Annotated in this window: 17 protein-coding genes; 6 read left to right on the top strand and 11 right to left on the bottom strand. The window is 56.7% G+C overall.

Annotated features, from left to right (window positions below; genetic code table 11):
- Nucleotides 1-49: 49 nt before the first annotated feature.
- The 3 genes from glp to ssb are packed head-to-tail and all read right to left on the bottom strand — an operon-like array spanning nt 50 to nt 2,719.
- Entirely contained in the window at nt 50-1,276 is a 1,227-nt protein-coding gene (glp, locus tag QGM61_RS12550; RefSeq protein ID WP_237134900.1) for a gephyrin-like molybdotransferase Glp, read from the bottom strand.
- Nucleotides 1,277-1,296: 20 nt separating this feature from the next.
- Nucleotides 1,297-2,199 (bottom strand): SDR family oxidoreductase, encoded by a 903-nt coding sequence (locus QGM61_RS12555; protein ID WP_237134901.1) that lies wholly within the window; start codon nt 2,197-2,199, stop codon nt 1,297-1,299.
- 28 nt (nt 2,200-2,227) lie between these two features.
- A complete protein-coding gene (gene ssb, locus QGM61_RS12560; RefSeq protein ID WP_237134902.1) occupies nt 2,228-2,719 on the bottom strand; it encodes a single-stranded DNA-binding protein in 492 nt (163 codons plus the stop codon).
- Between the two features lie 198 nt (nt 2,720-2,917).
- Between ssb and uvrA the strand changes: the two genes are divergently transcribed.
- The 3 genes from uvrA to QGM61_RS12575 all read left to right on the top strand — a co-directional run bounded on the left by uvrA (nt 2,918) and on the right by QGM61_RS12575 (nt 8,046).
- On the top strand, nt 2,918-5,740 hold the full coding sequence (uvrA, locus tag QGM61_RS12565) for an excinuclease ABC subunit UvrA (protein WP_237134903.1): 2,823 nt from the start codon (nt 2,918-2,920) through the stop codon (nt 5,738-5,740).
- Nucleotides 5,741-5,858: 118 nt separating this feature from the next.
- The gene (locus QGM61_RS12570) at nt 5,859-6,563 is read left to right on the top strand and encodes an alpha/beta hydrolase family protein (protein ID WP_237134904.1); all 705 of its coding nucleotides are present in this window, start codon (nt 5,859-5,861) and stop codon (nt 6,561-6,563) included.
- 361 nt (nt 6,564-6,924) lie between these two features.
- On the top strand, nt 6,925-8,046 hold the full coding sequence (locus QGM61_RS12575) for a GGDEF domain-containing protein (RefSeq protein ID WP_237134905.1): 1,122 nt from the start codon (nt 6,925-6,927) through the stop codon (nt 8,044-8,046).
- A 251-nt stretch (nt 8,047-8,297) separates the two neighbouring features.
- Here the strand turns inward: QGM61_RS12575 and QGM61_RS12580 are convergent, their stop codons facing one another.
- On the bottom strand, nt 8,298-10,490 hold the full coding sequence (locus tag QGM61_RS12580) for a PQQ-dependent dehydrogenase, methanol/ethanol family (protein ID WP_237134906.1): 2,193 nt from the start codon (nt 10,488-10,490) through the stop codon (nt 8,298-8,300).
- A 137-nt stretch (nt 10,491-10,627) separates the two neighbouring features.
- Nucleotides 10,628-11,356, bottom strand: coding sequence for an SIMPL domain-containing protein (locus QGM61_RS12585; protein ID WP_237134907.1), 729 nt, complete (start codon nt 11,354-11,356; stop codon nt 10,628-10,630).
- Nucleotides 11,357-11,543: 187 nt separating this feature from the next.
- On the opposite strand from QGM61_RS12585, the gene pxpB reads away from it, so the two are divergent.
- The 3 genes from pxpB to pxpA are packed head-to-tail and all read left to right on the top strand — an operon-like array spanning nt 11,544 to nt 13,935.
- The gene (pxpB, locus tag QGM61_RS12590) at nt 11,544-12,230 is read left to right on the top strand and encodes a 5-oxoprolinase subunit PxpB (protein WP_237134908.1); all 687 of its coding nucleotides are present in this window, start codon (nt 11,544-11,546) and stop codon (nt 12,228-12,230) included.
- Nucleotides 12,227-13,195 (top strand): biotin-dependent carboxyltransferase family protein, encoded by a 969-nt coding sequence (locus QGM61_RS12595; RefSeq protein WP_237134909.1) that lies wholly within the window; start codon nt 12,227-12,229, stop codon nt 13,193-13,195. The genes pxpB and QGM61_RS12595 overlap by 4 nt, the downstream gene beginning before the upstream one ends.
- Nucleotides 13,192-13,935, top strand: a complete 744-nt coding sequence (pxpA, locus tag QGM61_RS12600; RefSeq protein ID WP_281133187.1) for a 5-oxoprolinase subunit PxpA — start codon at nt 13,192-13,194, stop codon at nt 13,933-13,935. The genes QGM61_RS12595 and pxpA overlap by 4 nt, the downstream gene beginning before the upstream one ends.
- Here the strand turns inward: pxpA and gspN are convergent.
- Genes gspN through gspI form a run of 6 tightly spaced genes read right to left on the bottom strand, consistent with a single transcriptional unit; the run spans nt 13,919 to nt 18,637 of the window.
- Entirely contained in the window at nt 13,919-14,620 is a 702-nt protein-coding gene (gspN, locus tag QGM61_RS12605; RefSeq protein WP_237134911.1) for a type II secretion system protein N, read from the bottom strand. The genes pxpA and gspN overlap by 17 nt on opposite strands.
- A gap of 1 nt (nt 14,621) precedes the next feature.
- Nucleotides 14,622-15,119 (bottom strand): type II secretion system protein GspM, encoded by a 498-nt coding sequence (gspM, locus tag QGM61_RS12610; protein ID WP_237134912.1) that lies wholly within the window; start codon nt 15,117-15,119, stop codon nt 14,622-14,624.
- Complete coding sequence (gene gspL, locus QGM61_RS12615; RefSeq protein ID WP_237134913.1) at nt 15,116-16,363, bottom strand: type II secretion system protein GspL; 1,248 nt, start codon at nt 16,361-16,363, stop codon at nt 15,116-15,118. Before gspL ends, gspM begins: the two co-directional genes overlap by 4 nt.
- Before the next feature lie 3 nt (nt 16,364-16,366).
- Entirely contained in the window at nt 16,367-17,464 is a 1,098-nt protein-coding gene (gene gspK, locus QGM61_RS12620; RefSeq protein WP_237134914.1) for a type II secretion system minor pseudopilin GspK, read from the bottom strand.
- The gene (gene gspJ, locus QGM61_RS12625) at nt 17,461-18,213 is read right to left on the bottom strand and encodes a type II secretion system minor pseudopilin GspJ (protein WP_237134915.1); all 753 of its coding nucleotides are present in this window, start codon (nt 18,211-18,213) and stop codon (nt 17,461-17,463) included. The genes gspK and gspJ overlap by 4 nt, the downstream gene beginning before the upstream one ends.
- Nucleotides 18,200-18,637, bottom strand: a complete 438-nt coding sequence (gene gspI / locus QGM61_RS12630) for a type II secretion system minor pseudopilin GspI (protein ID WP_237134916.1) — start codon at nt 18,635-18,637, stop codon at nt 18,200-18,202. Before gspI ends, gspJ begins: the two co-directional genes overlap by 14 nt.
- Nucleotides 18,638-18,665: the final 28 nt, after the last annotated feature.

Here is an 18,665-nt window from a genome sequence, read left to right on the forward strand (position 1 = left end):
AGAAGGGCGCGTAATGCATGATGACTTCACAGTGGGGGTAATTACTTGTCTAAACTATGTCACTAAACGCGATAAATCGCAATGCATCGCCAATTGCCAGCGTCTGGCCGCTGGGCACAATCGCCAACCCGTCAGCTGTATGAATTGAGCTCAATACGCCGGAACTCTGATCAGCGAGCGGTGTTACCCAGACCTGACTGTCCCTCTCATGACATGTTACCCGGAGATACTCCTCACGTTCGCTGGCAACCGGGCGCTCAAAATCCGCGCGCACAGGCCAGGACGTTGGTAGCGGCCGGGCCGCACCCATCCACGCCAACAGCGCTGGACGTACCAGCAGAACGAATGTTACAAACGAAGACACGGGATTACCCGGCAAGCCAAAGAACAGCGTATCGTGAAGATGCCCAAAGGCAAATGGTTTGCCTGGCTTTAAAGCCAGCTTCCAGACATCAAGCTGGCCCTCTTCCTGAAGTGCACGACGGACGTGATCCTCTTCGCCTGCCGAGACACCTCCGCTGCTGATAATACAGTCACAGGTCTGCGCCAGCTCGCGTAACACGCCCTGAGTCTGTGCCAGAGTGTCAGCGACGTGCCTGACCTGCTGCGGCACTATACCCAATCCGTTAAGCAGGCCTTGCAGCGTCACTGCATTGCTGTTGTAGATCTGCCCGGGCGCCAGCTCCTCGCCAGGCGCAACCAGCTCATCCCCAGTTGTCAGAATGGCCACTCTGGGCATTCGACCAACTGCGATATGCGATACCCCTGTTGACGCCAGCAGTCCAAGATCGGCTGCCTGCAATCGGTAGCCGGCCGCGAACAACAACTCACCCTTCTGAATGTCGGCGCCTCGGCGCCGGACATTGGCGCCTGCCTGCGGAACCTGCAGAATGCAAACAGACTGTGTGTTGGTTTCGACGCCTGACTGCTCACAGTTTTCCTGCATGACCACAGCGTCAGCGCCATCTGGGACGGGCGCACCCGTAAAAATGCGGGCTGCAGTGCCCGGATGCAGTGGCACAGGAGAGCTGCCTGCGGTGATTCGTTGACTCACTGGCAGTACATCGCCATCCGCCAGTTCAGCAACCCGTATGGCATAACCATCCATGGCGCTGTTGTCCCACGGCGGAACATCAACTGCCGCAATCACGTCCGTGGCGAGGATCCGGCCCAGCGCCTCGGACAAAGGTATGGTTTCACGCGTTAGGCGAGTACGCGCCACCTGCAGAATATGGTCACGAACCTGCCCGACGGGTTTCAGGGTGGCCGTTGACATGAAAGCGCCGGAGCTGGCCATTACGCAGGCTGTCCCTTGTACCAGGATTTGATCAGCTTTTGCAGGCTGCCCTGCCAGGGTCGCTGCTTGATACCAAAGGTCTCGAAAATCTTCTTGGTTGCCAGCGTGTTATTGGCAATATGTGGCGTTTCGACGCGAACCAGGTTGATATTGAGGTGGTCAAGCAGCGCATACACGCGCTCGTCATGTTGCGCGGCAAACTTGACGAGATGCTGGACGAACTCACTTTCACGCAGCGGTTCCAGTGCCGCATAATGGTACACACCCCAGACATCGGCATGACAATCCACTTGCAGAGCAACCGCCAGAATGACTCGCGCCAGGTCCTCAATGGGCGTTGGTGAAAGTTTGCGGCGCATCACCCGGACATTGCCGTCGCCGTCACGCAGCTCATCCAGCCAGCGACGCAGATCCTGGTCCTGCCCCGGGCCGAACAGCCATCCTGAACGGATAATAATATGCTGCTTGAGGTTTTTCTGGATGGCCTGCTCGCCTGCGAATGCCGCTGCACCATAAACACCTACCGGTGCCGGGGTGTCCTGCTCGTTATATGCCAGCTTCTTGTCGCCACCAAACACCTGCGCTGTGGAGAGGTGAATCATGGGTATATGCAGATGATCACAGACCTGTGATAACAGGTCGGCCAGCTGGTGGTTCTGTTTATCTGTATCGTCGGGTGCTGCTTCGGCCAGCTCCAGAGCATCCTGGCGGCCGGCCGCATAGGCGGTCAGGTTTATCACCTGACCCGCGCCAGCATGGGTAATGACCCGAGCTGCGCCAACCGGGTCATCTACATTGACACTCTTGTGATCAGCCGCAACCCATTGAATCTGGCGTTCGTCGAACAGTCGGCACAACTCCTGTCCGATACCACTGCCCGCCCCGAGAATTAAGACCTTCACCGACTGAGTTCACTCCCCGCCCAACGGATCAAAAAGGAATGTCGTCGTCAAAATTATCGAAGTCCGCCGGCCGCGAGCTGCCCTGGGCTGCCTGGCCGCCGCTGCGTTGCGACGGTGCATTTTGAGACGGCATATCCTGATTCATGTCCTGTCCAAAGCGATCGTCACTGCCACTGGACGCGCCACGTGAATCCAGCATCTGCATTTCGTTGGCAACAATTTCAGTTGCATAGCGGGTAATGCCATCCTGCTCCCATGAACGGGTACGCAGACTGCCTTCGATATACAGTTTGCTGCCCTTGCGGACATATTCATTCACAATTTCTGCGAGACGGTTGAAGAAAACAATACGGTGCCATTCCGTACGTTCCTGCTGTTGCCCGGTATTTTTATCCTTCCAGGTATCGCCAGTTGCCAGGGTCAGGTTGGTGACCGCGCCACCGCTGGGCATATAGCGGGTTTCGGGATCCTTGCCTACATTGCCTACCAGAATAACTTTGTTGATGCCGCGACTTGCCACCTTTTCTAATCCTCCCGTGCCCTTGGCGTCTTCTGCCGTCTATTGTCAGACTGAAGATAAATTCGTTACGTTCGGTTTAAGCATAGCATGTTTCCTGGGACTGCGCCGACAGCAGATTTACGTTCAGTGCCCTTTGCGCTGGGACAGGGATTTGACCATAATGGGCTGTTGTATTGCGATGGGAGCAGCAGGAACAGCATGGATAAAATCACGATCCGGGGGGCGCGCACCCACAACCTGAAGAACGTCAGTCTGAGTATCCCCAGGGACAAACTGGTAGTGATCACCGGGCTGTCGGGTTCGGGAAAATCCTCGCTGGCATTCGACACGCTGTATGCCGAGGGCCAGCGCCGTTATGTGGAATCGCTGTCCACCTATGCCCGGCAGTTCCTGTCCATGATGGACAAACCGGACATTGATCATATCGAAGGCCTCTCTCCTGCCATTTCCATAGAGCAGAAATCGACGTCTCATAACCCACGTTCGACTGTCGGTACCATCACCGAGATCTACGACTATCTGCGGCTGCTGTTTGCTCGTGCCGGCGAACCATTCTGTCCCGAACACCATCAGAAGCTGCAGGCGCAAACCGTCAGTCAGATGGTCGATCAGCTGCTGGCCCTGCCCGAGGGCAGCAAGATCATGGTACTGGCACCCGTGATAAGGGAGCGCAAAGGTGAACATCTGCACGTTTTCAAGGAACTGCAGAGCAGCGGATTCATCCGTGCCCGTATCGATGGCACCGTAACCGAACTCGACTATCCGCCAGCGCTTGAGAAAAACAAGAAACATACCATTGAGGCTGTCATCGACCGGCTGAAAATTCGGGATGATATTCAGCAGCGTCTGGCAGAAAGTCTGGAGACTGCCATTCAACTCAGTGACGGTACGGTCACGATCGCTTTCATGGACGAAGAACGCGATGAAATCATGTTCTCTGCGCGCTTTGCCTGCCCCGTCTGCGGCCACAGCATCAGCGAACTGGAACCCCGCATGTTCTCGTTCAATAACCCGGCAGGTGCCTGCAGCAGCTGTGATGGCCTGGGTGTCAAACAGTTCTTTGACCCGCAGCGGATTATCACTGACACATCTTTATCGCTGGCAGAAGGCGCAATTCGCGGTTGGGATCGTCGCAACTTCTATTATTTCCAGATGCTCACATCACTGGCTGAGCACTATAAATTTGCTGTGGACACACCATTTGCCGAGCTGAGTGATGCCCATCAAAGCCTGATCCTTTACGGCAGCAAGGGCAAACAGATCGACTTCAGGTTTGCCAATGACCGGGGCGACACCATGGTCCGGCGCCATGCGTTTGAAGGCATTCTGCCCAATATGGAGCGTCGCTACCGGGAAACCGAATCTCAGGCCGTCCGCGATGACCTGGCGCGTTTTCTGAACTCACACGCCTGTCCGGATTGCGAAGGCACACGGCTGTGTTCCGATGCTCGCCATGTGTATATCGAAGGAACAACCCTGCCCGACATTACACACATGACAATCGCACAGGCGAGGGACTATTTTGGCTCGCTCAAATTAAGTGGAGCACGTGCGACCATTGCCGACAAGATCCTGAAAGAACTGGAACTGCGCCTGCAGTTTCTTATTGACGTGGGCCTGAACTACCTGACGCTCAGTCGAAGTGCCGACACCCTGTCTGGTGGCGAAGCGCAGCGAATCCGCCTGGCCAGCCAGATTGGCGCTGGCCTGGTCGGAGTCATGTACATCCTGGATGAGCCGTCCATCGGGCTGCACCAGCGTGACAACGACAGGCTGCTGAACACGTTGTTCCATTTGCGTGACATCGGCAATACAGTCATCGTAGTCGAACATGATGAAGATGCCATCCGCAGCGCCGACCATCTGATTGACATCGGACCTGGCGCCGGGGTGCACGGCGGTGAAATTGTGGCACAAGGCACTATTGACGATATTATCGCCGAACCGCGCTCGCTTACCGGCCAGTACCTGTCCAATAAACGCCGCATCGAAATACCTGACAGTCGGCATACACCCAAAAAAGGCAAAACGCTGAGCCTGATCGGCGCAAGTGGCAACAACCTTAAACACGTAAACCTGGAAATTCCTTTGGGTCTGTTCACCTGTGTCACGGGTGTGTCTGGTTCGGGTAAATCAACACTGATCAACAACACCCTTTATCCGGTCGCTGCAACGCGTCTGAATGGTGCCACCACCCTGACACCCTCCGAGCATGCAGAGATACGCGGTTTGGACCTACTGGACAAGGTGGTTGATATTGACCAGAGCCCTATCGGCCGAACCCCCCGTTCCAACCCGGCGACCTACACCGGTATCTTCACGCCAGTTCGCGAGCTGTTTGCCGGCACCCAGGAAGCACGCTCACGGGGCTACACCCCTGGCCGATTCAGTTTCAATGTTAAAGGTGGACGCTGCGAAGCCTGTCAGGGCGATGGTGTTGTCAAAGTCGAAATGCACTTCCTGCCGGACGTTTATGTGGCATGTGACATCTGTCACGGCAAGCGCTACAACCGCGAAACACTGGAAGTGAAATACAAGGGTCGCAATATCGCCGAAGTACTGGACATGACCATTGAGGACGCCCGTGAGTTTTTTGATCCGGTACCGGTCGTTGCGCGCAAACTGCAGACCCTGATGGATGTTGGTCTGTCCTACATCCGTCTTGGCCAGGCAGCGACGACACTGTCCGGCGGCGAAGCGCAGCGCGTCAAGCTGGCACGTGAACTTTCCAAGCGCGATACCGGTCAGACCTTGTATATCCTGGACGAACCTACAACAGGGCTTCATTTTGACGATATTCAGCAACTGCTGACTGTGCTGCATCGTCTGCGGGACCAGGGCAATACCATTGTGGTTATTGAGCACAATCTTGATGTCATCAAGACGGCCGACTGGATTGTTGACCTGGGGCCGGAAGGTGGCAGTGGTGGTGGCGAGATAATCGCACAGGGCACGCCGGAAACGATTGCCGAGAGCCAGCACTCGCACACTGGTCATTATCTGCGCAGACTTTTGCCCTGACCGCAGACAGACTGCACGCCTGGCAGGCTGAAAGGGCTATGCCGACAGGCAATGGCGAGTACAATGGGTTTACCTGACACAACAATTAAAAACTTTGAGGTGTAAAACGATAAGAATAATGACCGCTTGCCTGCTGACATGCCTGATGATGTTGTCGGCAGGCGCGCAGGCGCAGGCCCGGATCATCCCGAATGTGGTATACGGGCACAAAGACGGCATGGCCTTGATTTATGACGTCTTTCAACCCGAACAGAACGCCAATGGCGCGGCGATTGTCTACATGGTCAGTGGTGGATGGTTCTCCCGCTGGACTGAACCCGAGAATCGCCTGGCTTCCTTTGCCTCCATGCTGGCCGAGGGCTATACCGTGATTGCTGTCCATCATGGCAGCGCAGGGGGCCATCTATCCTTGATGCTGGGACTGGACGCCGATGATGGCATGGCAGACAGCGACGACCCGATTATGCAGGCAGGCAATGGCGTGGCCGCCGTGGTCGCCTATTTCCCACCGGTGGATCTGCGGCAAATGACCGGTCCGAACGACCGCTTCCCGGCCCTGGATTTTCCCCAGGAACTGGCCGCTGGTATCTCACCCTTGCTGCTTGCAGACCGAAACGATCCGCCCGTCTTGCTGATCCATGGTGATGCCGACGAACTGGTCAATATCAGTCACAGCGAGCGAATGTACTCGGCGCTGCAGGAAGCGGGCGTGGTCAGTGAGTTCATCACAATCGAAGGCGGCGCGCATGGTTTTCGTGGCGACGATGCGCAGGAAGCTGCCATGGCTCGCCTGGAGTGGTTCAATCAGCACCTGCTGGATTGATCATCGCCTGGTATGGTTTAACCAGCACTTGCTGGATTGATCACCGTTCAGTACTCCTCCCATCGACGCTCGATGGGAGGAGCTGAATCACAGCAGAGTTACTCAGCCGCCACAGTGGCGCAGGCCTAGATCTGTCCAATTATAGGCCAGAAGTGTCTGGCAAACCGGGATCAGTCCATCGCAGTCGGTCCAGCTTGTTGTTGGTGCCTGAATCCTGGTCATAGCCTGATTCGTCATTGATTCCGGCATTTTTGCCACATGACTTTGGCAGGAGGCAAAACCGGGGATTGCCTTCTCCGTTGATCCACTGCATAGTTCCTAACGTAGCAACACGCTTGTAGCATGAACCGGGACTCAAAGGATGCAAGAGCTGAATAAAAATAACCTGCCCAACCCGCTGAACACGTCACGTCGCTCAGACCCCATTCGACAGATCCGCACCAAACGTATAGGCCAGGGCATCATGGTTATGCTGTTGGCAATCATCACCCTCTCCTTGGTCAACTTCCTGGACAATCGACCCGTTGTTGTAACAGCGCTGCTGTTTACTGTCATATTTCTGTTACTTGCCCTGTTGCTTTTACGTAATGGCTATCCGCAGGCGGCTGCCGCATTGACCGTAATAGTCATGTTTGTCTGTGTGGCACAGGCCATGTGGGGAGGTGCAGGTTTGCGTTCATCTGCCTTGATGGGTTACCCGGCAATTTTATTGTTCGCCATGATCATGATTGGCAAACGGACGTTTTACATGGCCCTGATCGCCATGCTGGTGTACATGCCAATTCTGCTATATGCCACCCAAAACGGCTGGCGAACCGGCCTGGAAGACGCCACTGCCTATCGCTGGCTGGGCGACTACGGAGTTATTCTGATTGCCGCGGCCTTCATTATTCGCGTGCTGGCTTCAGACCTGCTTGCGCTGTTGGCCGCGTTGCATGTGCAAATGGACGATGTCACTCAGTCGAAACTGCGGGCCGAGCACATGGCCAATCACGACAATCTGACCGGGCTGCCGAACCGACGGATGGCCGAGCAGTACTTTCAGGAGCTCTTGCAGCACGCCCAGCGAGAAGCGGCGGGTGTGGGTCTGGTCTTTGTTGATGTCGACAACTTCAAGACCTTCAACGATTCACATGGCCACGACCTGGGCGACGAGCTGCTCCGCCATTTGGGCCAGACCATCAGCTCGCAGCTGCGCAAGTCCGACCGACTGGTCCGCATCGCCGGCGACGAATTCCTGATCCTGCTATCCGATATTTCCAAAAGCGCGGATGTCGAGATTATTCTGGAAAAGGTCCGCCGCGCTGTCGCCAATCCTGTCACCATCCGCAGCGAGACCCTGATCCCTGCGCTGTCCATGGGCATAGCGCTGGCGCCGGATCACGGCCTAGATTTCAAGGAACTGGTGACCAAGGCCGACCACGCCATGTATCAGGCCAAGGCCGCCGGCCGGAATCAGTACCAGTTTTTCCGCCCGACCTAATACATAACGTTAACATTTATGGGCAAGGCAAACAGACTGCTGCGGGCCGTGTTGTGGGCGAAGCCGGCTCTGTGGATCAGGTCTGTGACGATACAGCGGGTGACGATCCCCAACGCCTTGCCCATCAGGTTGGTGGCACCCACATGATTACCGGGCTCGCCTGGAATGGTTCAATCAGCACCTGCTGGATTGATCAACATTCAGTACTCCTCCCATCGAAGCTCGATGGGAGGAGTTGAATCACAGTAGTGTCACTCAGCCGCCACGGTTGCGGCGCGCTGTAGCAGAAACGCCCGGATGCCTTCCACCTGCGCTTCACCTATGTCAGCCGAGAAATTCGGCATGCCACGGCTTTCCAGCGTGCCTTCCAGCACGATGCCATGGAAGGCTTCACTGCTCAGCAGCATCGGGCTGTAACGCAGGTCAGGAATCGGGCCAGCGCTCAGGGCCATTGGGCCATGACACACAGAGCAGTAAGCGCCATACATGGCCGCACCCAACTCAACACTGCCATCGCTGCTGATGCCTTCCAGGTTTAATGGCACTCGTTCGGTCGTTGCCATTTCTGGCATCTGGCCCTCAGCACCCAGTTTGAATGCCATCAGGCGACCATTCCGCTCTCGCGGATAATTGCCAGACAGCAGCCCCATGGTCAATGGCATCGCACCGCCCTGACCAGCCAGCGCCAGCACATATTGTTCACCATCAAGTTCATAAGTGACTGCACCGCCGAGAATGGCATCACCAACGGGGTAGGACCACAGGCGTTCACCATTGTCCGTGCGATAGGCATGGAAGAGCCCATCTGCAGAGCCCTGGAAGACCAGGCCGCCACCTGTCGATAACAGACCACTGTTTCCATAGACGGGATATTCGACGCGCCAGCGCTCCTGTTGTGTAACAGGATCCCAGGCCAACAGGGCTGATGCCGGTAGCTGCTGGGCTCGCTGCGCATCTTCAGGGTTTGCGGGTGGCGCATTGACGCCACCAACACCGAGGTTCCAGCCTACTTCCTGCTCTTCGAAGTCACCCGGGTTCGAATAGACATAGGAAGTGTTCTGACTCGGAATGAAGACCAGACCAGTATTGGGATCGTATGACATCGGGTACCAGTTGTGACCACCCAGGGGACCGGGGATAACCACGGCAGGGTCGCGCTCGTAGCGCACGATTTCCGCTTCTATCGGACGTCCGGTCACCGGATCCAGGCCGCTGGCCCAGTTAATCTCAACGTAATTGTTACCGGAGATAAATTCACCAGTGGTGCGGTCAATCACGTAGAAGAAACCGTTTTTGGGCGCCTGCATGATCACCTGACGCATGCGTCCATCAATTTCGATATCTGCGAGGATCATGTGCTGCGTTGCTGTGTAGTCCCAGGATTCCGCAGGTGTGGTCTGGAAATGCCAGGCGTACTCACCGGTATCAGCGTGCAATGCAACAATGGATGACAGGAACAGGTTGTCACCCTCTCCATTGGAACGGATGTGATGATTCCAGGGGCTGCCGTTACCAACGCCGATATACAGCAGGTCCAATTCTGGATCATAGGCCATGGAATCCCAGACTGTACCGCCGCCCCCGATTCGCCACCATTCGCCGGCCCAGGTCTCGGCGGCCATTTCCATGGCGTCGCTTTCGAAGCCCTCTTCCGGATTACCGGGCACCGTGTAGAAGCGCCATACCATATCGCCAGATTCCGCATCGTATGCAGATACATAGCCACGAACACCCAGCTCACCACCACCATTGCCAATCACAACCTTGCCATCGACGACTCGAGGCGCGCCAGTGATTGTGTAGCGACCCTCCGGATCGACGGTCATGGTTGACCAGACTTCGGCACCGGTTTCGCGATCCAGCGCAATCAGGCGGCCATCAAGGGCACCCAGGAATACCATGTCACCCCAGGCTGCCAGACCCCGGTTGACAACGTCACAGCAGGCATCAGCCGCCTTCGCACCAGGTACCTCAGGGTCATAACGCCAGATTTCCTCACCAGTGCGCGCATCAACAGCAAACGCCTTGCTCCAGGCAGAGGTGAAATAAACTACGCCATCAATGACCAGTGGTGTGGCTTCCTGGCCGCGATCCGTGTCCAGTTCAAAGTCCCAGGCCAGGCCCAGCTGTTCGACATTGCTGCGGTTAATGGTATCCAGCGGGCTATGACGCTGCTCTGAATAGGTCCGCCCATGACTTAACCAGTCAGCAGTGTTGCTCCCCGCATTGATGATACGGCTGGCATCTACCGGCCGCAGATCCTCAGGTCGATCGGCCGCCATCTGGTCAACGGACGCACTGCCTGTGGTTTCGTTCAGGGTTTCTACCGGGGGAGTCGTCTCCTCACTGGAACATGCTGCCAGCAGCACGCCTGACATGATCATGGCCAGCGCCAGTTTTTTGCGCAAAAAAGGGGTCGACGCCGGTGGGTTGTGGGTTTGCATACCTGAAATCTCCGCTGCTTATTTTTGTGCTTTGATTTCGGAGCATAAACAGGGGGGCACGGCAAGGCAAGAGCAGGCGCTCGATGAATGACTTTTGACGTGCCCCAAACCCGTAACGAGGGGTCAGCTTGTGATGATCAGCGCGCGACTGCCTGCACATTGACCGTCAGCGAAACCTCGGACTCGCCTGCCTCCGCAGATGGTGTTGCCATCTCGCGCGAGCCTGTGTCCATGGCCCGCATCATCACCGGTGCCGCGTATGACATGCCTGTCTCGATGGTTAATGAAGCGATCTCTACCTCAGGACGGCCCAGCGCTGCCGCCGCGCGTTCGGCATTGGCACGAGCCCTGGCGATGGCGGTTTCCATCAATGAATCGCGTACCTCATCCGCACGTTCAGTGCTCAGGCGATAGGACAACTGACTCATGACAAAACCCATATCCTGCAGCTCACCCGCCAGCGACAATAAAGTCTGAGGGTCTTTGCTCTCCAGTGTGATGCTCTGGGAACCGCGCCAGACCGGATCAGCGCGCCCACCCTGAGGCTGGCGATTGATCTGATAAACGCTGTAGTGACCTGTCGCAGCATCTACTCCTGTCACGGCACGCGCCACGATCAGCCCCTCACGCATCTGCTCATTGATGGCATTCTGGACAACACTCGCATCGCGGTCCTCTACTTCTACTCGCAGATCGGCAACAATCTCGTCCTGAGCCACGTTGATCCGCTCTGTGACTGACAGATTGATCAGCGTCTGCCCCTCCGGCAGTTGCGGTAATACTGATTGCTGTGCATTTGCGGACAAAGCCAGCAATGCCAGTGTGGCGCTCATTACCGTGAATCTTATCCCCTTGCGAAAAGTCATATGAAACTCCTTTCATTCGTCGCTTTTTTACAACGTCACCAGTTGCAGGTTCTGCCAGCTAAAACATGCCTGTCACGATTGGCTGTTGACTAAGTCTTCGACATCCATAACAGTGAACTTATTCTCACGTATGCAATCAACCAGTTAGACCTTAGCCATGAGCCGTCATCGTGAGCAAAGTAGCGATATGAGCATATCAGAACCTGGAATCAGTTTTGTTACTGAAAGTGCTATTCTCCTGCAGTTCGCTGAACCTTCGCTGAACAGCGTTGATGTCGAGCTGCAGGCCAGAATCTGTCAGCTGGCCAGTACCCTGCAGGCACACCTTCAGATTGGCCCCTTAGTGACCGATGCGGTACCGGGGCCAGGCAGTCTTTTGCTGGCGCTGCGAGACGGACATGCGGCGCGTCGTGTGCTGCGCGAAGCTGAGCAGCTCTGGCAACACCTAGAATTCAATGCCAGCGCAGGTCAACGACATGATATTCCGGTGCATTACGGTGGCGACCATGGCCCTGACCTGCTGGCGGTTGCTGAAATCACGGGCTTTTCCCCGCGCGAAGTCATTCAGCGCCACTGTTCGGTAGACTACTTTGTATTGTGTCTGGGTTTCATGCCGGGCTTCCCGTATCTTGGCGGCATGGATCCGGCACTGGCCACACCTCGCAAGGATAATCCGGCAACCCGCGTGATGCCTGGCGCCGTTGGCATTGGTGGCGCCACAACCGGCATTTACCCCTCGGCGAGTCCGGGCGGCTGGCATATCATCGGACGCACTTCCATCAAACTCTTCGACCCTGAGAAGCAGCTTCCCAGCCTGCTGCAGCCAGGCGACTGGGTTCGATTTGTAGCGGTCAATGAGGAGCTCCCGGCATGATAGAGGTCATCACCACAGCGCCACTTTTGACCGTGCAGGATCAGGGCCGATTCGGCATGCGCCATCTCGGTGTACCTCGCTGCGGCATGATGGATGCCCCAGCCCTGTTGCGGGCCAACCTGCTACTGGAGAATGATCCGCTGGCCGCTGGTCTGGAAATTTCTGCTGGACCCGTGGTCCTGCAGAGCGATCGGGACCAGCATATTGTTCTGTCTGGCGCAGATATGTCAGCTCAGCTATTGCAGGCCGATATGCAAACCGTGGTGCAAAATTATCTGCCGCCAGGATTCATTATGCGCTGGCCCGCAGGAACACGACTGCTACTCAACCGCCCTCAGATTCCCGGACAACGCGCTGTTCTCGCCATTGCCGGAGGCATTGATGTTGCCCCCACACTAAACTCCCGCAGCACTGATCTGAATAATCAGCTTGGCGGTTATCAGGGGCGCGCCCTGCGGGCGGGAGATCGATTGCCCGTTGGCGAAGCGGCAAATCAGCAATTTTCTTCCGGAGGCATTCGGCAACCAGCCATCACCATGTCACTGCGCGCCATACGCGGGCTGGACTACGAGCATTTCGATCCCCAAAGCCAGAATGCTTTATGGCAGTTTCCGTGGCGAGTGCAGGCCAACAGCAACCGCACCGGGCTACGTTTGTCAGGCCCCACCCTGAGATATCAGGGAGACACCTTGCGTCTGTCAGCCGGAGTGCTGCCCGGACTGTTGCAGGTGCCAGGCAATGGTCAGCCGATTCTGCTAGGCTGCGACGCCCAGACAACCGGAGGCTATCCGGTCATTGCCAGCGTCATCGAGGTCGACTTCCACCAGCTTGCTTATGCAACACCTGGCACGCTTCTTTATTTCACGGAAGTAAGCGTTGCTGAAGCGCAGGGTCTACATAGCGCCGGGCAGCATGAGCTGCAGATACTCAGGCAACAGATACAGTACCGGAAGCAGGCAAGATGAAGGCAACGCAGGTAGACCTGAACGCAGACCTGGGTGAAGGCGCCCCCAATGACAGAGAGCTGCTGCAGCTGATCAGTTCTGCAAATATCAGTTGCGGCGCTCACGCTGGCGACGCTGACAGTATCCGGGCCGCGCTGCAAAACGCTGTCGAGTTTGGTGTTGTCGTTGGCGCTCACCCCTCATATCCGGACCGGGAACACATGGGCAGGCGCTCGCTGGACATCCCGATAAATGAGCTGCGCGACAGCATCTTGCGACAATTGAAATATCTGTGCGACATGGCTTCATCTGAAGGTGCTCGCGTCTGTCACGTCAAAGCACATGGCGCACTTTACAATGACATGGCCACTGATCAGGCGCTGGCTGAAAAATTCTGCGACTGGGTAAGGGAGTTCGACACCAGACTGACAGTAGTGGGACTGGCGGGAAGTGCATTGCTGCAGACAGCCAGAGTTTTTGGCATCAGAACCCGTGCGGAGGCGTTTGTGGACCGGCGCTACCAGACAGACGGCACGCTGGTGCCACGCTCACAGCCTGACGCCCTAATTCATGATGCCGATGCCGCGATTAAGCAGGCCCTGTCAATCATTAAACATGGTTACCTGATGACTGTAACGGGGCAGCGGCTTTCGGTGAATGCCGAAACATTTTGTGTGCACGGCGACACACCAGAAGCACTGCTTTTCGCCAGCCGTCTTGTCACAAGCTTGCGAGAGGAAGGTATCAGGATTGCCAGTTAAACAGATAACTGCCAGATTCATCCTGTTCCAGCATAAGCGCCAGCCACTCAGGTAATGTGATTGATTGATTACCAATCGGCGACAGGCGAAGCTGAACCTCTGAAACCTGACCATTGTTCATCGTAACAGCAACGTCCAGTGCCACTTCACCAACGTCAATGTGATCCCTCGTCCCCTGCCCCAGCACCGTGATGCCAGCCTGCGACCAGAGCCCACGTGCGCGGGCTACCGCAGACCCGGCCTGCAAGGCCACTGGCTCAACAAGTTGCAGCGCCAGGTGGCCCAGCAATCGGACGCTTTCTTCCCGCCACAGGACGGCGGCGGGCATGTCCGCGGAGGCCTGGCTCAGCAACACAGTTCCGTTGGTTTGCAGGCAGGCGCGGGCGTCTACGGACTGGAGCTGGCCGGCTATCGGGCGGGCACGCGACTGCACATCTGCACACAATTGACCCTGGATGAGTCGGGATGGAAGCCATTGCCATTGCAGCTCGCCGATATCCAGCACGACCTGTGGCTGCCGTAGCATTGCTCGATCCACTGCGCCCCGCCACAATGTGCCGTCAACACCGAACAATTGCAGGCCGGCAACCTGGGCAGGCCCCACCAGCAAAGTCGCCGGTGCAAGCAGTACGATCCATACCAGCGTCATTGGAACCACCAGCCATAGAACGCGAGTGCTGGTCACGTCAACGGCCTCTCACTGTGACGTTTACAGACAGGCCCGCGGCCGCTGATGGCACTATGGTCATGCTCTCGACACGGTTACGGCCACCCGCCTCGACTGCTGACAGCCACTGCAGCAGATTGTTCATGGCCACCTGCTCCATGCGAATGGTGGCCGACTGACCATCAATCGCAGGTTCCAGTGTGCTTACCCGCAGGCCGGTTGCGCTTGCCGCATCATCGAGAAACTGCGGCAGACTTGCCATCGCGGTCCCAAGCTGGCGCTCATCGCGCAACTCGATCAACTCCTGCGCGAGACTCTGTACAGCAAGTACCTGCTGGCGCGCCTCTGTGACCCGTCTTTCTGACAGCTCTCTGGCCGCATTCAGCGGCTGGACGATGGCAGCCCAAAGCAGGTACACCAGCAGCGACGCACCACATGCCAGCAGCCACAATTGCTCACGTCCGGTAAATTGCTGCCAGCGCTGTATCAACTTGACCTGCAATGCTCTCAGTTTCATGGCGCTACCCCGCTGACAAGCAGATTGGCCTGTTGCCGACTGCCAGCCTGACTGATATTGCGCGCCTGCGCTGACAGCCCTGCATTTCCGAGTGCTTCGCTAAAGGCGAGCAGCTGGGAATTGCTCTGCGCAGTCAACGCCAGTTGTAACTCCTGGCGCGCCGCCAGGAAGTTCACACGGTGTACACGCACATCGCCGTGCTGCAAAAGCACCGGCGCGATCTGATCCAGCAGTGGCAGCACCGATGCGCTGGCACCAGAGCCGCGAAGTTGCGCCAACTGGCTGCGCAGCTGTTGCTCAGCATCTACCAGTACACCCTGCGGCACGGCAGTCCGGTAAACCTGTTCCACCTGCTGCTGTATGCGGCGATAATCAGCGTTATTGATCTGCAGTTCTATAAAACTGGACAACATAAAAATCAGCAAGGCTGCCGCCGCTGCAATGACAGGAATCCGCGCCGGTCGCCACAGTTTTTGCCAGCGTACCGGCGCCGCAAACTGTCCCTGACGCAGTTCGATGGCGCCCGGCATCTCAAACGTCAATGCATCCCAGGGCTCGTTAACAATGGATACTCTCGTCCGGACTTCGCCCCGAATGCTCTCTGGCAACATACTGACGATATCGTCAGCTTCGGACTGTGAACTCGCAAACACGTGCAACGCCGGCACGTGCAACGCCGGGCTGGCTCCAGCAACGGCTTCGCGCTGGACTCGTTCTGCAACGAGAGGCAGCATACTGACATCAACAGATAGCCCGAGACCGCTGAGCTGTGTCGGCAGCCAACCATCGTCAGCTCCGTCCGTGACCAGTATTTTCCAGTCATCGTTATCGCCATCTATCAACTGACCGGTAACAAAACAGCGTGATACTTCAAGGCCCGCTGATTCCAGGGCTTCTATCTGCTCTGCAAACCACTCCCGGTCAACATAGGCAAGCGTGACGGTCTCCGGCTCAACAGCACCAATGGCAATATGCAGGGATTGAATATCACCGGCAATGTCTGACTCCAGTTCAAACGGAATCAGTCGACTGAGATGTTTTCTCTCCTCCGGTCTGTAGGGCAGGCGACGCATGACCAACTGTGGTCCGTCCAGCATCAGCCAGACCTGAGCACCAGGGTGCTGCTTACACAGCGTTTGCAGTGATCCTTTCTGAGAAGCAGCCAGCCAACCGGCGCGTCGGTCGTATCGCCGCCAGCGATAATGACCCGGAGTCGATTCCGGCCTGATTATCAATACACTCATTTTTCAATTCACCAGTGTTTCAAACGGATTTTCGTGAAAGGAGTTGTGATAGCGCGCCAGCGTCGTCACGCCACTCCCGTCACGATGAATCAGTGATGTCAGGTAACGGGAAACCTCACCGATTGTGACCTGTATGTAGGCCAGAAAATATTCGCTGCTTACGCTGTATGTGGGCACTTGACCTGCGGCGTCCCCTGACTGTCCGGGATCAGACTGCAGGCCAGACTGCTGCGCGGACTGCAAAAATTCAGTGACAGACACAAAGGCCTGTTGATCCCGCAGCTCCAAAAACGTGTCCACGACGGCCTGCTCAGCAAAGGTCAGGGTGTTTTCGTCATTGACGCCTGACATCACTGATGCCGATGCCGTGTTGATATTGATGGATGTCGCAACTGGCAGGGCAACCACACGTGGCCGCAATGCCTTCAGAAGCTGCGGCGTGATGTGTCGCACCATCGCCAGCTCGCTCACATCATGCATGAGCTGATTCGCAGACTGTGCGACCGTGCCAGCGCCTGTGTAATAAAGTGACTCGGCGCCTGACAGGCCACTAACTCGGTCATCCTCGTCGATCCAGTCTACAATAGCCTCGGTGATCGCGACCGCTTGCGCTTCGGTGACAGCCATTTCGGGCAGGCTCTGCAACATGCGTATAAAGTGCCGCTGTGCAGCACTGAAACGAACTGAGCTCAATGCGCCCAGATCGTCAAAATTTTCTGTTTTGTATACCAGATTGTTGATATTGAACCGCCCTTGCGCGTCCTCAATGAATACGCGCAGAAAACCATCGTCGGTTGGCATGGGGGGCAACATCGCAGCCCAGCTCTCACCAAGGTGATCAACCGGCTCTGCAGGCCTGTCGCCTGCCCGCTGCGAGTCCATAAGCAATACCTGAGCAGCCAGGGTTTCAGCTCCCTGCAGATAGGTATCAAATCGTTGCTGCATTAATCTTGCCTCCGCCATCGATGCGCTTCGTACGAAGGACTCAGCAAATTGAGTCGCCAGCACTGCGACCATGGCAGTCACCAGCATGGCCAGTATGAGTGCACTACCAGTCTGCTGAAGACGCTGGCTTGCAGCTTTTGAATGCTGATCGCTCACGTTGATGCTCCGCCCGCTGAAAACGCCATCGGCAACACAAACACCCGGCGCACCTCACCCAGACCCGAAACGCGCAAACTGACTTCGATGGCCGCCGGTAAGCGGCGCTGGCGCTGCAGAATTTCGTTGTCCCCGGCAGCAGCAGCGAGCGGCCAACCCGATATCCAGCCCGCATCATCGATTGATGAGCCCTGGGTAGTGACGCCAACCGGCAGGAACCGCCAGGAGACCTGCTCTACAGCCTGCAACAGTGGCATGGACTGCATTGGAGGTGTGCCCAGCGCCTGATTGCTTTCCTGCCAAGAATCGCGGTACAGCGTGCCGTCAGGTGACAGGCGGTAGAGCACCCGTTGCAGCTCCGATCGCGGAGACGCCATTGGGTTGTGCCAGGCGTGTCTGCTGAACCAGATCATGGCACCCTGTCGACCACTGAGTGCTTCCAGAGAAAACGCATTATGTGGCACTGCCAGCATTACCACCCGCTCATCGGTGTCACCAAGCACTGACTGCAGCGGATCAACCCCAGTGGCCGGCATCGGTAATGGGCGATTGGCAATGTGCTCGATATCACCGTTCAATAATTGCCAGAACCGCTCGATCTGCTCTATTTCCTGCATGAGTTGATCGCCGCGTTCACGGGCTTCTATCGCGCTGTCCAGAAACTGATAGGACACTGCAGCAATCATGACCGTGATTGACATCGCGATCAGCAGTTCGACCAGCGTAAATCCACCCTCAGTCCTGACCATCGGCATCTCCACTGAGCGCTGAGGGGCCAATCGCCTGAGCAGCAGACAGATAGCTGGTCAGACTGGCCAGCGTGTCGGCAGGCCGCTCCATGGCTGCCACATCAAGCCGGTGGCGTAGCAGACCCGGCACAGGTGTCTCTTCCACCGACAACTGCCATGACCATCGACGCCCGGCAAGTTCAGTTTCGCCCTCCCGGAACGCTGCAGTCGACATGATTCCCGCCGCCGCATCCAGCTGTAAATGTGACATCTGATTCTTAGCAACCCAGCTGGCAATGGTTTGCTGGCGAAACCGGTCGGTAGCATCCAGTTGTGCGCCCAACTGGAACATCAGCGCCGGCAGCGCGATTCCGACGACAAGCAATGCCACCATCACCTCAATCAGGGTAAAGCCGAGCTGTTCCGATCGCTGATTGTGCATCATGCGCTCACCATTGCAGGCTCATTAGCTG

Source organism: Pseudohongiella sp. SYSU M77423 (assembly GCF_029911965.1).
GTDB lineage: Bacteria > Pseudomonadota > Gammaproteobacteria > Pseudomonadales > Pseudohongiellaceae > Pseudohongiella.